This window comes from Streptomyces sp. NPDC018610, assembly GCF_044391765.1.
In the GTDB taxonomy this organism is placed as follows: domain Bacteria; phylum Actinomycetota; class Actinomycetes; order Streptomycetales; family Streptomycetaceae; genus Streptomyces.
The window spans coordinates 1,196,695-1,210,791 of sequence record NZ_JBISAL010000001.1 but is presented as its reverse complement, the minus strand read 5'-3'; the positions used below and the strand labels follow the sequence as shown (position 1 = coordinate 1,210,791).

The following is a 14,097-nucleotide window of genomic DNA, read 5'->3' as shown; positions in this document are numbered from 1 at the left end:
CCACCGGCGTTCCCCGCCCGGCGGAGCCGTTACGCTGGAGGGCGTGGCAGTCGTCGACGTATCCGAAGAGCTCAAGTCCCTCTCCTCGACCATGGAGTCGATCGAGGCCGTTCTGGACCTCGACAAGCTGAGGGCAGACATCGCCGTGCTCGAGGAGCAGGCGGCCGCGCCGTCCCTGTGGGACAACCCGGACGAGGCGCAGAAGATCACCAGCAAGCTGTCCCACCTCCAGGCCGAGGTCAGGAAGGCGGAGGGGCTGCGCGGACGGATCGACGATCTCGCCGTGCTCTTCGAGATGGCCGAGGAGGAGGACGACCCGGACACCCGCGCCGAGGCCGAGTCCGAGCTGTCGGCCGTCCGGAAGGCGCTGGACGAGATGGAGGTCCGCACCCTCCTGTCCGGCGAGTACGACGCCCGTGAGGCCCTCGTCAACATCCGCGCCGAGGCCGGCGGCGTCGACGCCGCCGACTTCGCCGAGAAGCTCCAGCGCATGTACCTGCGGTGGGCCGAGCAGCGCGGCTACAAGACCGAGGTCTACGAGACGTCGTACGCCGAGGAGGCCGGCATCAAGTCGACCACCTTCGCCGTCCAGGCGCCCTACGCCTACGGCACCCTCTCCGTCGAGCAGGGCACGCACCGCCTGGTGCGCATCTCCCCCTACGACAACCAGGGCCGGCGCCAGACCTCCTTCGCGGGCGTCGAGATCCTGCCGGTGGTCGAGCAGACCGACCACATCGAGATCGACGAGTCCGAGCTGCGGGTGGACGTGTACCGCTCCTCCGGCCCCGGCGGCCAGGGCGTGAACACCACCGACTCCGCGGTGCGCCTCACCCACCTGCCCACCGGCATCGTCGTCTCGTGTCAGAACGAGCGTTCCCAGATCCAGAACAAGGCCACGGCGATGAACGTCCTCCAGGCCAAGCTGCTGGAGCGGCGCCGCCAGGAGGAGCAGGCCAAGATGGACGCCCTCAAGGGCGACGGCGGCAACTCCTGGGGCAACCAGATGCGCTCGTACGTCCTGCACCCGTACCAGATGGTGAAGGACCTGCGGACCGAGTTCGAGGTCGGCAACCCCGAGGCCGTGTTCAACGGTGAGATCGACGGGTTCCTGGAGGCCGGCATTCGCTGGCGCAAGCAGCAGGAACAGCAGAGCAAGTAAGAAAAGAGTTCTTTGTCGACAAGGCAACTGCCGCGCTCGAAGCGGCAGTTGCCTTCTTCGTTCCCGGGTGTCCGGGTTTTGCGTCACATTCATATCCCTCTCCCTCCGGCAAAGAACGCTTACCGGGACATCGCGTACGCAACGGCCTTGACGTTGCTTTGAAAAATGGGAAAGGTGAAGCGCGGCATGCGTATCTGCGGGGCGCATGTGAACCGGGGGGCTTCATTCGCACAGCTACCTCCGTCGATCACGGCCCCGAGCGCGGCCTCATCGACGAACAGCTACTGGGGGTAGCAACTTCATGACGAACAAGACGCGCATTCGTATCGCGCGCATAGCCGCGGGCGCGGTCGTCGCCGCGGGCGCCTCGCTGATGGTCGCGGGTGTCGCATCGGCCGACCCGGGCCCGGACCCGGACCCCACCTGCGGCATCGTGACCCTTCCGGAGTGCCCGGACCCGGGTATTCCGTCCGACCCGGCGACCCCGTCCGACCCGGGCACCCCGTCGGACCCGGGTACCCCGTCGGACCCGGGGACCCCGTCCGACCCCGGCATCCCGTCGGACCCGGGCACCCCGTCGGACCCGGGCACCCCGTCGGACCCCGGCACCCCGTCGACCCCGGGTGACGGGAACGGCGGTCAGGGCAACGGTGGCCAGGGTGGCAACGGCGGCGGGCAGGGCACCGGCGGTGACCAGGGCGGCAACGGCGGCCAGGGCGGCAACGGCGGCCAGGGCGGCAATGGCGGCGGCCAGGGCACCGGCGGCAACCAGGGCGGCAACGGCGGCCAGGGTGGCAACGGCGGCGGCTCGGACACCACCGGCGGCACCACTCCCGACGGCGGCGGCAGCAACCCCGTCCCGCAGGAGCAGGGCTCCTCGGCCCTCACCGAGACCGGCGACACCTCGAACGCCACCCCGCAGGGCAACGGCAAGCAGCTCGCCGAGACCGGTGCGGGCGAGACCACGTTCCTGGTGATCGGCGCCGCGACGATGATCGCCGGCGGTGTCGGCTTCCGCGTCCTGCCGCGCATGATGGGCGGCCGCGGCGGCGCCGCCGCCTGAGCGTGGCCGGCGCCCCACGGGGCGTGACGGACGGCTGACGCAGTGGGGCCCGGAGCGCAGCGCTCCGGGCCCCTCGCGCGTCCGCGTCCGCCGCTATGCCGTCTGGTGCGCCAGCAGCGCCACCGCGGCGATCAGCACCGCCAGCAGCGCGATCAGCGCCATCGGGTTCAGCCCCGCGAAGAAGTTGTTCTCCTGCTGCAGCCGCTCGCGGTTGGCCCGGCACACCGGGCACCGGCCCTCGCTCACGGGCGCCGCGCAGTTCGCGCACACCAACCGGTCGTACGTCATGCGCTCGCCCTCCTTGCACCGCCGGTCACACATGGACAACGCTCACGGACACGCGAACGTTCCCCTCTCCACCATGCCAGGTTCCCCGGCTTTCAGCGCGGGGTCCCCGAAGCCCCGCGGCCCCCTTCGCCCCGTACGCCCAGACAAAACGTACGACTGTCCCGCAACCCAGACCGGCGACTGCGCGGGTACACCCGACTCGCGTATGGTCACGCTCATCTACCCCCGGCGACCCGTGGTGCATCCGTGATCCGATTCGACAACGTCTCCAAGGTCTACCCCAAGCAGACCCGCCCCGCCCTCAGGGATGTCTCCCTGGAGGTCGAGAAGGGCGAGTTCGTGTTCCTCGTGGGGTCCTCCGGCTCCGGAAAGTCCACCTTCCTGCGGCTCATCCTCCGCGAGGAGCGGTGCAGTCACGGCCAGGTGCACGTCCTGGGCAAGGACCTCGCGCGCCTGTCCAACTGGAAGGTGCCGCAGATGCGCCGCCAGTTGGGCACCGTGTTCCAGGACTTCCGCCTCCTGCCCAACAAGACGGTGGCGGAGAACGTCGCCTTCGCGCAGGAGGTCATCGGCAAGTCGCAGGGCGAGATCCGCAAGTCCGTGCCGCAGGTGCTCGACCTCGTCGGGCTCGGCGGCAAGGAGGACCGGATGCCCGGCGAGCTGTCCGGCGGCGAACAGCAGCGCGTCGCCATCGCGCGGGCCTTCGTCAACCGGCCCAAGCTGCTGATCGCCGACGAGCCCACCGGCAACCTCGACCCGCAGACCTCCGTCGGCATCATGAAGCTGCTCGACCGGATCAACCGGACGGGCACCACCGTGGTGATGGCCACCCACGACCAGAACATCGTGGACCAGATGCGCAAGCGCGTCATCGAGCTGGAGAAGGGCCGCCTCGTCCGCGACCAGGCGCGCGGCGTCTACGGCTACCAGCACTGAAGAGTCCACCCGGAAAGGCTTGACCAGACGCCATGCGCGCCCAGTTCGTCCTGTCGGAGATCGGTGTCGGTCTCCGCCGCAACCTGACGATGACGTTCGCCGTCATCGTCTCCGTCGCCCTGTCGCTCGCCCTGTTCGGCGGGTCGCTCCTGCTGAGCGACCAGGTCGGCAAGATGAAGGGCTACTGGTACGACAAGATCAACGTCTCCATCTACCTCTGCAACAAGAGCAACGCGGAGTCCGACCCCAACTGCGCCAAGGGCGCGGTCACCGAGGACCAGAAGAAGTCGATCCTCACGGACCTGCAGAAGATGCCGGTGGTGGACAAGGTCACCTACGAGTCCCAGGACCAGGCGTACAAGCACTACAAGGAGCAGTTCGGCAACTCCCCGCTGGCCGCTTCCATCACGCCGGACCAGATGCAGGAGTCGTACCGGATCAAGCTGAAGAACCCGGAGCAGTACCAGGTCATCGCCAGCGCCTTCAACGGGCGCGACGGCGTGCAGTCCGTGCAGGACCAGAAGAGCATCCTGGACAACCTCTTCACGCTGCTCGGCTATCTGAACCTGGCGGCGCGCGGCGTGATGGCGGTGATGCTGACCGTGGCGATGCTGCTGATCGTCAACACCGTGCGCGTCTCCGCGTTCAGCCGGCGCCGGGAGACGGGCATCATGCGGCTGGTGGGCGCGTCCGGCTTCTACATCCAGGCGCCGTTCATCATGGAGGCCGCCGTCGCCGGGCTCATCGGCGGCATACTCGCCTCCTCCTTCCTGGTGGTCGTGCAGTACTTCGTGATCGACCACGGGGTGTCGCTGTCCACGAAGCTGCCGCTCATCAACTTCGTGGGCTGGGATGCCGTCATCACCAAGATCCCGCTCATCCTCGCGGTGAGCTTCCTGATCCCCGCGCTGGCCGGTCTCCTGGCGCTGCGCAAGTACCTCAAGGTGTGACGGACGCCAACAGGGCCGTACGGGTCAACCGGGCTTACGGCCCCCGGGCGTTGTCCTAGACTCACCGCCATGTCAGGCCGTGACCCCTTCCTCCGGCCCCGCCGCGACCGCGCCGGGGCCGCCCTGACATTGGTCTTCGCGGGCGTGCTCGTCGCCGGCGCGGCGACCGGGTCGCTGCCCGGCTCCCGGCCGGGCTCCGTCCCGGGCGAGCGCAAGTCGCCGTCGGACACGGTCCGTTCGGCCTCCGCCGCCTCCCACGAACAGGTCACGCGGGCCGCCGCCGAGGCCATGGCCGACGGCAAGTCCCCCATGGAGGCCGCCGAACGGGCCGTCAGCCGCAGCGGCGACCGCTGGGGCGCCGTCTACTCCCCGGGCGACTACCAGGAGTTCCAGGAGGCCCTGGACGGCCAGTACACCGGCGTCGGCCTGTGGGCGCGGCGCGAGCGCGACGGCCGGATCGACGTCACCAAGGTGCGGACGGGCTCGCCCGCCGCCGACGCCGGGATCCGCGAGGGCGACCGGCTGCGCAGCGTGGACGGCGAGCGGACGGACGGGCTGCCGGTCACCGAGGTCGTCTCCTTACTGCGCGGCGACGCCGACGACGCGCCCGCCGGGACCGCCGTCACCCTCGGCCTCCAGCGCGGCGCCCGCCAGTGGAGCCAGACCCTGCGCCGGGCCCGTCTGTCCACCGACTCGGTCACGGTACGGCGGCTCGCCGGCGGCGCGACCGTCATCAAGATCTCCGCCTTCACCAAGGGCGCCGGCGACCGGGTCCGCACCGCCGTGCGCAGCTCCCCGGCCGACCGGGGCGTCATCCTGGACCTGCGCGGCAACTCCGGCGGCCTGGTCACCGAGGCCGTGACCACCGCCTCCGCCTTCCTGGACGGCGGCCTCGTCGCCACCTACGACGTCGACGGCCGGCAGCGCGCCCTGCACGCCGAGCCCGGCGGCGACACCGCCACGCCCCTGGTCACGCTGGTGGACGGCGGCACGATGAGCGCCGCCGAACTGCTCACCGGGGCCCTCCAGGACCGCGGCCGGGCGGTCGTCGTGGGCTCGCGGACCTTCGGCAAGGGCTCGGTGCAGATGCCGAGCCGGCTGCCCGACGGCTCCGTCGCCGAGCTGACCGTGGGCCACTACCGCACCCCCGCCGGGCGCGCCGTGGACGGCCGGGGCATCACCCCCGACCTGCCCGCGGGCGGTGACGCGGTGCGACGCGCCGAGACGGTCCTGAGGGGTCTCGGCGACCCGTCGTAGCCGGCGCCGACCCGTCGCGGCCCGCGCCGAATACCCTTTCCGCGCACCCGCCCCGTAGTGCAAAAATGGGCGGCACTATGGCTAAGGAAAAAGGGCGCAAGCTGATCGCGCAGAACAAGAAGGCGCGGCACGACTACCTCATCCTCGACACCTACGAGGCCGGACTGGTCCTCACCGGCACCGAGGTGAAGTCGCTGCGCCAGGGCCGGGCGTCGCTGGTCGACGGCTTCGTGCAGCTGGACGGACACGAGGCGTGGCTGCACAACGTGCACGTGCCCGAGTACAGCCAGGGCACCTGGACCAACCACAGTGCCCGCCGCAAGCGCAAGCTGCTGCTGCACCGGCTGGAGATCGACAAGCTGGAGACCAAGTCCCAGGAGACGGGTCACACGATCATTCCCCTCGCCCTGTACTTCAAGGACGGCCGGGCGAAGGTCGAGATCGCGCTGGCGAAGGGCAAGAAGGAGTACGACAAGCGGCAGACGCTGCGCGAGAAGCAGGACCGCCGCGAGGCCGAGCGCGCCATGTCGGCGGTGCGGCGCAAGCAGCGCGCGTAGGTCCGCGCGGGCTCCTCGTCCGGTCGTCCGGTGTCCGCGACACGCCCCCGTCCCGGCCGGGAGCGCGCCGGCGTCGCACGGTGTCGACCCGGATGCCACGGCGGGGTGACCGCCGCGGGGGAGCGCCGGGAATAAGCTGGCAAGGACCCGCGTTGGTCACGTACGATGGCGCAAGCACCGCGAAGACGGTGCGAGCCTCCCTCTCCGGAGGGGCCCTCCTCGGAGGGATTTGAAAAAACAACATGGGGATGATCGGTTTCGACAGCGGCTGTCGAAGCAGGGGAAGCGTGCCGAGGAAGCGGCCATGATCTCGTAAACCACAGGCCGAAAAAAATAATCGCCAACACCAAGCGCGATTCCTCCCAGCAGGCCTTCGCCCTCGCTGCCTGATCTCAGGTAGCGACCGCGAGCCTCCTATACAGGGAGTGTCAGCCCGGGGATGTTCCCGACCCGGATCCTGGCATCGACTAGGGGACTAAACCTTGATCCCGGTCACGGGGTGAAGAGGGAAACCAAACAGTGACTGAGCCCGTCGGAGACTTGTCCGTGTGATCTCCGGGGCCGAGAAAAGCGAAGCGGACTGCGCACGGAGAAGCCCTGGTTCCGCACCGTTGGACGCGGGTTCGATTCCCGCCATCTCCACTCGCCCATCCGGGCACCCCATGTGGGCGAAGGCCCCGCCGCTTCCGAGCGGCGGGGCCTTCGTCATGCGCGCTCAGCCCCGCCGGGAGTTCCGGCGCGCCAGCGAGAGCAGCAGGGCCAGGGCCGCCGAGGCCACCGGGACCGTGTAGCCGGACGCCGGGGACAGGTGCTCCACCGTCCAGCCGCCGGCCGCGCTGCCGCAGGCGATGCCGCCGAGCAGGCCGGTCACCGCGAGGGTCATGCCCTCGTTGAGGCGTCCCTCGGGAGTGAGCCGTTGCACCAGGGTCATGTTGGTGACCATGGTGGGCGCGGTCGCCGTGCCCGCGACGAGCAGCGTCCCGGCCAGCAGCGGGAGGGAGCCGGTCAGGGTGGCGGCCAGCAGCGGCAGCGTCATGAGCGCCGTCATCGCCGCCACGCACCACGGCAGCCGCCGGCCGGGCGGTCCGCCGGGCCGCACCGCCCCGTACACCAGCCCGGCCACGCACGACCCGGCCGCCTGGAGCCCGAGCGCCACGCCCGCCGCCGCCTGGTGGCCCCGCGCGTCCGCGAACGCCACCGTGACCACCTCCATCGAGCCGAACACCGCGCCCATGGCGAGGCACACGGCGAGCTGCGCGGGCATCCCCGGGGCGCGCAGCGGCGCCTTCGCGGGGGTGCGGGGGCTCGGCGGCGGCTCGGTCGAGCGCTGGGCGGCGAACAGCAGCACGCCCGTGAGCAGCAGCACCGCGCCGGTCAGCGTGCCGGCCTCCGGGAAGAACGTGCCGGTGAGGAAGGCCGCGAGGACCGGGCCCAGCATGAAGCACAGCTCGTCGGCCGCCTGCTCGAAGGAGTTCGCGGTGTGCAGGGCGTCCGGGTCGCGGCGGAGCAGATGGGCCCAGCGGGCACGGGACATGCCGCCGGTGTTCGGGGTGGTCGCGGTGGCGGCGTAGGCGGCGAAGAGGGTCCAGTCGGGCGCGCCGCAGCGCACGCACAGCACCAGGGCCAGGCTGCCCAGCACCGCCAGGACGGTGGCCGGCACGGCGACCCGGGCCTGGCCGTGGCGGTCGACCAGGCGGGCGATCCAGGGTGCTGTCGCCGCCGTCGCCGCGAGGCCGGTGGCGGTGACGGCCCCGGCCAGGGCGTACGAGCCGCGTGCCCCGGCGATCATGACGACCGCGCTCACCCCGAACATGCCCATCGGCAGCCGGGCGAGCAGGTTCCCGGCGGTGAAGGCCCGCGCGCCGGGGACGGCGAAGAGGCGGCGGTAGGCGGCCGTCGCCGACGGGGCCGGTGCGGCCGTGCCGGCCCGGTCCCCGTCGGGAGTGCTGGGTGTCGCGGCCGGCGCCCGGCCGGTCGTCTCGGTCGTCCTCGGTGGCATGCGCTCACCGTCGCCCGCGCCGCACCACGGGGTCCAACACCTGTTCGCCGCCGATTGACGCACCCGCGTTGTAAGTTCGCCGCATGTCCGTCCCCCACCTGGACCCGCGCCTGCTGCGGGCCTTCGTCACCGTGGCCGAGGAGCTGCACTTCACCCGGGCCGCCGTGCGGCTGTACGTCGCCCAGCAGGCGCTCAGCCGGGACGTACGGCGGCTGGAGAGGGAGCTGGGCGCCGAGCTGTTCGTGCGGACGACCCGGCAGGTGGCCCTGACCGCCGACGGCGAGCGGCTGCTGCCGTACGCGCACCGGGTGCTGGCCGCCCAGGACGAGCTGCTGGCCGCCTTCGGGCAGGCCCGGCCGCTGCTCCTCGACCTCAACTCGCCCGGCCTGGAGACCGGGCGCCGCGTGCTGCACCGGGCCCGTGAACTCGCCCCCGAGCACGAGATCATGGCCCGCTTCGAGAGCGGTCTCACCGGTGCGGCGGCGGAGCTGCTGGCGGGCCGGCTCGATGCCTCCTTCGGCCGGTTCGCGGGTCTGGACCCGGTGCTGCGGGCCAGGCTGGAGCACCAGCTCGTCCGCTACGAGCCGATGGCGATCGCGCTGCCCGAGGGGCACCGGCTGGCCGCGCTGCCCGAGGTGCCGCTCGCCGCGCTGGCCGGCGAGACCGTGTACGCGGGCGCCGGGAACCCGCGCACCCCGGAGTGGACCGACCTCGCGCGCCGCCTCTTCGACGGGCGCGGCATCACGGTGGCGCCGCCCGCGCCGCTGGCCGTGGGGACGGAGGAGTTCGAGCGGCTGATGGCCAAGACCGGGCATCCGGTGCTCGCGGTGATCGGCTTCCCGGTCCTGCCGCGGACCGTCGTGCGGCCCCTCGTCGAGCCGGTGCCGCTGTCACCCGTGTCGCTGGTGTGGCGCAGGGGAGCGGCGCATCCCGCGCTGGACGCCGTGCGGCGCGCCGCGGCGCAACTGGCGGCCGGGGAGGGCTGGCTGCGGCGACCCGAGCAAGGATGGATTCCAGCCATCGATGAACCGGTCAATTCTGTTCATGATTGATCTTTTCATCTTTTGACCTCCCGGCGGGCAGTACGTTCATGTCCGCCGAGCCCGGTGGGACAAGGGGGGCGCGCGGGCAGGTGGGGGCCTGTTCCGGCGACGCGGGCTCGGGGTCGTATGCGCACCCGCAACACTCCCGTGGGGGAAGTACAAGTGCGCGTGAAAAAGGGGCTGGAACAGGCCCGACCCGAATGGCCCGTGGCCGCGTCCGCGACCGGAGCCGTGCCCGCCCTCGAGACCGGCACCGTGGACGGTGGCGGCGTGGGCGGTGATGTCCAGAGCTTCCCGAAGACCGGCGCCGTGCCGGCGCTGCGGGTCGAGGACCCGTGGGAGCGGTCGGGGCCGGACGGCCACGATCCGGGCGAGCTGACCGTCCGGCTCGACCGTGCCGGAGCCGGACCGGACCGGCCGGACGGCCCCGGCGGGCTCGACGGCGATGCCGGCGGCTCCGACGGGCCGGTCTTCGTCGACGAGTCGGGCCGCCGCAGCCGCCGGTTCCGCCGGATAGGCATGGCGGTCGGCCTCACCTGTGGGGTCTACGCCGTCGTCATCGCCGTCACCCTCGTCTCGGGCAATTCCAACGCACCCTGGCTGCCGGTGCCCGGGCAGGCCGACCAGAAACCGGCCGGCAAGGTCGACACCTCGCCCGCGCCCTCGGACTCGGTCCTGCCGTCCGGCACGGGCGGCGGCGCCGTGGCGCCCGGGCGGCCGGGACTGCCCGGGGTCTCCGGGGCGCCCGGGGTCTCCGCCACGGCGGCCGGCGGCGCCGGGCCGAGCACCACCGCCGGGACGTCGGCGCCGCCGTCCTCGGCCGGCCCGAAGAAGCCCGCCGCCTCCGCCGGCGCCAAGCCGCCCGCCACGACGCCCGGCAGGCCCAAACCGCCGGGCACCGGCGCGGCCGGTCCCACGACCGTCCCCACCCCGCCCCCGGCCTCCGCCTCGCCCGACCCGACCCCGAGCAGCGGAGGCGGCTCCGCCGCACCCGGTCCGTCGACGTCGCCGGGCGGCGGGGACGGCGGCAGCGGCGGGCCGGGCGCCGGCAGCGGCGGGCCGGGCGCCGGCAGCGGCGCGGTGTCCAGCGGCCCCGGCACGGTCGCGGACGGCCCCGGCAGTCCGGTGCCCGTGACGAGCGAGCCGGCGCCCGCCCAGGACCCCGGGCCGACCACGGACCCCGGCCCCACCGCGCCACCGGGACCCGGCGGTTCCGCGAGTGACGGCGCCGGGGCCCGGTCCCTGACGGCCTCCGGGACCGTGGCCTGATGGCGGGCCGTGTCCGGCAGAAGGGATCGCACGGTGCGGGCGGCGCCCGTGGCGGCGCGCGCCGTGCGTCCGGCCGCTCCCGTGCCCGCACCCGCCCGCGCTCCCGGCTGCGCCTGCGTCCGCCCCTGCGCCTGCTCCTGCCCATGCTCGTGCTGGCCGTGCTGATGGCGATGCTGATGCTGCGCGGCTACGTGCACAGCGAGATCCTGGCCGACCACCGCATCCGGCCCGAGGCCGCCACCGACGAGGTGCCCGACACGATCCTCGACGGCGGCCCGGTCATCGACACCCGGCACGGGCAGACGACCAGCCTCCGCGTGCCCGACCACCGCCTGGTCCTCACCTTCGACGACGGGCCCGACCCGACGTGGACGCCCCAGGTGCTGGACGTGCTCAAGAAGCACCACGCGCACGCCGTCTTCTTCGTCACCGGCACCATGGCCTCCCGCTACCCGGACCTGGTCCGGCGCATGGTCGCCGAGGGCCATGAAGTCGGTGTGCACACCTTCAACCACCCCGACCTCTCCTACCAGTCCAAGAGCCGCATCGACTGGGAGCTGTCCCAGACCCAGCTGGCCATCACCGGCGCGGCCGGTGTGCGCACCTCGCTCTTCCGGCCGCCCTACTCCTCCTTCGCCGACGCGATGGACAACCGGTCCTGGCCGGTCACCCGGTACATCGGCAGCCGCGGCTACATCACCGTGGTCAACACCGCCGACAGCGAGGACTGGCAGAAGCCCGGTATCGGGCGGATCATCAGCAACGCCACCCCGAAGGGCGGCGAGGGCGCGGTCGTCCTCATGCACGACTCCGGCGGCGACCGCCACCAGACGGTGCGGGCGCTCGATCGCTACCTGCCCGAACTCCAGGGCCGGGGCTACCGGTTCGACAACCTCACCGAGGCGCTCGGCGCGCCCAGCGCCCTCACCCCGGTCACCGGCGCCGACCTGTGGAAGGGCAAGGCGTGGATCTTCCTGGTCCAGGCCGCCGACGAACTGACCGACGGCCTGGGCGTCTGCCTCGCCCTGGTCGGCGGACTGGTCATCGCCCGGTTCGCGCTGATGCTGCTGCTCTCGGCGGCGCACGCCCGCCGGGTGCGCCGCCGCGGCTTCCGCTGGGGGCCCGCGGTCACCGAACCGGTCTCGGTGCTGGTGCCGGCGTACAACGAGGCCAAGTGCATCGAGAACACGGTCCGTTCGCTGATGGCCGGCGAGCACCCGGTCGAGGTGCTGGTCGTCGACGACGGCTCGGCCGACGGCACCGCGGACATCGTCGAGGCCATGGGCCTGCCCGGCGTACGGGTGGTGCGCCAGCGCAACGCGGGCAAGCCGGCCGCCCTCAACCGGGGCATCGCCAACGCCTCGCACGACCTGATCGTGATGATGGACGGCGACACCGTCTTCGAGCCCTCCACCGTCCGCGAACTCGTCCAGCCCTTCGGCGACCCGGAGGTCGGCGCGGTCGCCGGCAACGCCAAGGTCGGCAACCGCGGTTCGCTGATCGGCGCCTGGCAGCACATCGAGTACGTGATGGGCTTCAACCTCGACCGCCGCATGTACGACCTCATGCGCTGCATGCCGACGATCCCGGGCGCGGTGGGGGCCTTCCGCCGCTCCGCGCTCCGTCAGGTCGGCGGCATGAGCCACGACACGCTCGCCGAGGACACCGACATCACCATGGCGCTGCACCGCGCCGGCTGGCGGGTCGTGTACGCGGAGAACGCCCGTGCCTGGACCGAGGCGCCCGAGTCCGTCCAGCAGCTGTGGTCCCAGCGCTACCGCTGGTCCTACGGCACCATGCAGGCGATCTGGAAGCACCGCGGCGCGCTGCTGGACCGGGGCGCCTCCGGCCGCTTCGGCCGGGTCGGCCTGCCGCTGGTGTCCCTGTTCATGGTGGTGGCCCCGCTGCTCGCCCCGCTGATCGACATCTTCCTGCTCTACGGCGTCGTGTTCGGCCCGACCCAGAAGACGATCGTGGCCTGGCTGGGCGTCCTCGCGATCCAGGCGGTCTGCGCGGCGTACGCCTTCCGGCTGGACCGCGAGCGCATGACCCACCTGATCTCGCTGCCCCTCCAGCAGATCCTCTACCGCCAGCTCATGTACGTCGTGCTGCTCCAGTCCTGGATCACCGCCCTGACCGGCGGCCGGCTGCGCTGGCAGAAGCTGCGCCGCACGGGCGTGGTGGAGGCGCCGGGCGGCCCGGCGCCGCGGGAGCGGACGGCCGCCGCCGTCCCGGCGGGCGAGGGGAGGCCGGTGGCATGACGCAGGCACTCGCTCCCGAGACCACCTCCGACCCCCGCGGACCGGCCGGCGGACGCGACCGCTACCTCGATCTGCTGCGCGCCCTGGCCCTGGTCCGGGTGGTGGCCTACCACCTCTTCGGCTGGGGCTGGCTGACGGTGCTGTTCCCGTCGATGGGCGTGATGTTCGCGCTGGCCGGCTCCCTGATGGCCCGCTCGCTCCAGCGCCCCGCGGTGAGCGTGGTCAAGGGCAGGCTGCGGAGGCTGCTGCCCCCGCTGTGGGCGTTCGCCGCGGTCCTGCTGCCGCTGATGCTGATCGGCGGCTGGAACCCCGTGAAGGACCCGGACCTCGGCGGCGCGCTCGGCCTGCCGAAGCTCCTGGAGTACGTCGTCCCGGTCGGCGCACCGCCCTACCCCGCCCACCTGGGCTCGGACACGGGCCTGCTGGACGCGACCTGGCCCGACGACGCGGCGGGGCCGCTGTGGTACCTGCGCGCCTACCTGTGGTTCGTGGTGGCCTCCCCGCTGCTGCTGCGGGCGTTCCGCCGGGCCCCGTGGCCGACGCTGCTCGCGCCCCTGGCACTCACGGCGGTGGTCGGCACGGGTCTGGTGACGATCCCCGGCGAGACGGGGAACGCGGTCACGGACTTCGCGGTGTACGGCGGCTGCTGGGTGCTGGGCTTCGCCCACCAGGAGGGCATGCTGCGGCGGATCCCGCGCTACATGGCGGTCTCCTGCTCATCGCTCGTGATGGCCTTCGGCCTGTGGTGGGCGTCCGGCCATCCGGGCCCCGAGGGGCTGGACCTCAACGACATCCCGCTCGCCCAGGCCACCTGGTCCTTCGGCGTGGTGGTGATCCTGCTCCAGTACTCCCCGTCCTGGAGCGAGCTCCCGCCCCGCCTGCGCCGCTGGGACCGGCCGATCACCCTCGCCAACAACCGCGCGGTCACGATCTACCTCTGGCACAACGCGCTGATCGCCGCCACGGTCCCCCTGGTCGACCTGGCCTACGACCTCCCGTTCACGCAGAGCGACGGCGCGTCGTCGGTGCTCGACTCGACGTACGGCCTGTGGATGTTCCTCCTGGTCTGGCCGCTGATCGCGCTGGCCGTCCTGGCGTTCGGCTGGATCGAGGACGTGGCGGCCGGGCGCGGACCCCGCCTGTGGCCGAACGGGAGGCGGTGAGGGCAGCGGCCGAGGCCGGGGCGGGCGGTGGGTCGCCCCGGCCGCGGGGTCCGTCGCCCCGCCTCTCAGCCCGTCCCGCCGCCGGGTGAGCGTGAAGTTCCTTCGCGGTCACCCACCGCCACAGCGCCGAAACGCGGTGTCCCTACCTTCGG

General features: G+C 72.5%; 12 protein-coding genes and 1 other RNA gene. 11 read left to right on the top strand and 2 right to left on the bottom strand.

Annotated features, from left to right (window positions below):
• Window positions 1–43 precede the first annotated feature (43 nt).
• Window positions 44–1,159: a peptide chain release factor 2 gene (gene prfB / locus ACH5A8_RS05365; RefSeq protein ID WP_398998113.1), complete on the top strand. Its 1,116-nt coding sequence runs from the start codon at window positions 44–46 to the stop codon at window positions 1,157–1,159.
• A 301-nt stretch (window positions 1,160–1,460) separates the two neighbouring features.
• The gene (locus ACH5A8_RS05360; protein ID WP_398998111.1) at window positions 1,461–2,222 is read left to right on the top strand and encodes a hypothetical protein; all 762 of its coding nucleotides are present in this window, start codon (window positions 1,461–1,463) and stop codon (window positions 2,220–2,222) included.
• Between the two features lie 93 nt (window positions 2,223–2,315).
• Here ACH5A8_RS05360 and ACH5A8_RS05355 read toward each other — a convergent pair whose 3' ends face one another.
• On the bottom strand, window positions 2,316–2,510 hold the full coding sequence (locus tag ACH5A8_RS05355) for a hypothetical protein (RefSeq protein ID WP_398998109.1): 195 nt from the start codon (window positions 2,508–2,510) through the stop codon (window positions 2,316–2,318).
• Between the two features lie 246 nt (window positions 2,511–2,756).
• Here ACH5A8_RS05355 and ftsE point away from each other — a divergent pair, with 246 nt between their 5' ends.
• From ftsE to ssrA, 5 genes are all read left to right on the top strand, one after another.
• Window positions 2,757–3,446 (top strand): cell division ATP-binding protein FtsE, encoded by a 690-nt coding sequence (gene ftsE, locus ACH5A8_RS05350; protein ID WP_009188903.1) that lies wholly within the window; start codon window positions 2,757–2,759, stop codon window positions 3,444–3,446.
• A gap of 32 nt (window positions 3,447–3,478) precedes the next feature.
• On the top strand, window positions 3,479–4,396 hold the full coding sequence (ftsX, locus tag ACH5A8_RS05345; RefSeq protein ID WP_398998107.1) for a permease-like cell division protein FtsX: 918 nt from the start codon (window positions 3,479–3,481) through the stop codon (window positions 4,394–4,396).
• Between the two features lie 69 nt (window positions 4,397–4,465).
• On the top strand, window positions 4,466–5,653 hold the full coding sequence (locus ACH5A8_RS05340) for a S41 family peptidase (RefSeq protein WP_398998105.1): 1,188 nt from the start codon (window positions 4,466–4,468) through the stop codon (window positions 5,651–5,653).
• Window positions 5,654–5,730: 77 nt separating this feature from the next.
• Window positions 5,731–6,210, top strand: coding sequence for an SsrA-binding protein SmpB (smpB, locus tag ACH5A8_RS05335; RefSeq protein WP_398998103.1), 480 nt, complete (start codon window positions 5,731–5,733; stop codon window positions 6,208–6,210).
• A gap of 244 nt (window positions 6,211–6,454) precedes the next feature.
• Window positions 6,455–6,855: a transfer-messenger RNA gene (gene ssrA, locus ACH5A8_RS05330) on the top strand.
• Window positions 6,856–6,925: 70 nt separating this feature from the next.
• Here ssrA and ACH5A8_RS05325 read toward each other — a convergent pair.
• Entirely contained in the window at window positions 6,926–8,209 is a 1,284-nt protein-coding gene (locus ACH5A8_RS05325) for an MFS transporter (protein ID WP_398998101.1), read from the bottom strand.
• Window positions 8,210–8,292: 83 nt separating this feature from the next.
• Between ACH5A8_RS05325 and ACH5A8_RS05320 the strand changes: the two genes are divergently transcribed.
• The 4 genes from ACH5A8_RS05320 (at window position 8,293) to ACH5A8_RS05305 (ending at window position 13,945) form a co-directional block, all read left to right on the top strand.
• Window positions 8,293–9,261: a LysR family transcriptional regulator gene (locus tag ACH5A8_RS05320; RefSeq protein WP_398998099.1), complete on the top strand. Its 969-nt coding sequence runs from the start codon at window positions 8,293–8,295 to the stop codon at window positions 9,259–9,261.
• A 153-nt stretch (window positions 9,262–9,414) separates the two neighbouring features.
• Window positions 9,415–10,521 (top strand): translation initiation factor IF-2, encoded by a 1,107-nt coding sequence (locus ACH5A8_RS05315; protein WP_398998097.1) that lies wholly within the window; start codon window positions 9,415–9,417, stop codon window positions 10,519–10,521.
• Window positions 10,521–12,782, top strand: coding sequence for a glycosyltransferase (locus ACH5A8_RS05310; protein ID WP_398998095.1), 2,262 nt, complete (start codon window positions 10,521–10,523; stop codon window positions 12,780–12,782). Before ACH5A8_RS05315 ends, ACH5A8_RS05310 begins: the two co-directional genes overlap by 1 nt.
• Window positions 12,779–13,945: an acyltransferase gene (locus ACH5A8_RS05305; RefSeq protein ID WP_398998092.1), complete on the top strand. Its 1,167-nt coding sequence runs from the start codon at window positions 12,779–12,781 to the stop codon at window positions 13,943–13,945. The genes ACH5A8_RS05310 and ACH5A8_RS05305 overlap by 4 nt, the downstream gene beginning before the upstream one ends.
• Window positions 13,946–14,097: the final 152 nt, after the last annotated feature.

Coding starts and splice junctions, on each gene's coding strand:
- ACH5A8_RS05360 (WP_398998111.1), top strand. CDS start 1,461: ATGACGAACAAGACGCGCATTCGTATCGCGCGCATAGCCGCGGGCGCG.
- ACH5A8_RS05355 (WP_398998109.1), bottom strand. CDS start 2,510: ATGACGTACGACCGGTTGGTGTGCGCGAACTGCGCGGCGCCCGTGAGC.
- ftsX (WP_398998107.1), top strand. CDS start 3,479: ATGCGCGCCCAGTTCGTCCTGTCGGAGATCGGTGTCGGTCTCCGCCGC.
- ACH5A8_RS05340 (WP_398998105.1), top strand. CDS start 4,466: ATGTCAGGCCGTGACCCCTTCCTCCGGCCCCGCCGCGACCGCGCCGGG.
- smpB (WP_398998103.1), top strand. CDS start 5,731: ATGGCTAAGGAAAAAGGGCGCAAGCTGATCGCGCAGAACAAGAAGGCG.
- ACH5A8_RS05325 (WP_398998101.1), bottom strand. CDS start 8,209: ATGCCACCGAGGACGACCGAGACGACCGGCCGGGCGCCGGCCGCGACA.
- ACH5A8_RS05320 (WP_398998099.1), top strand. CDS start 8,293: ATGTCCGTCCCCCACCTGGACCCGCGCCTGCTGCGGGCCTTCGTCACC.
- ACH5A8_RS05310 (WP_398998095.1), top strand. CDS start 10,521: ATGGCGGGCCGTGTCCGGCAGAAGGGATCGCACGGTGCGGGCGGCGCC.
- ACH5A8_RS05305 (WP_398998092.1), top strand. CDS start 12,779: ATGACGCAGGCACTCGCTCCCGAGACCACCTCCGACCCCCGCGGACCG.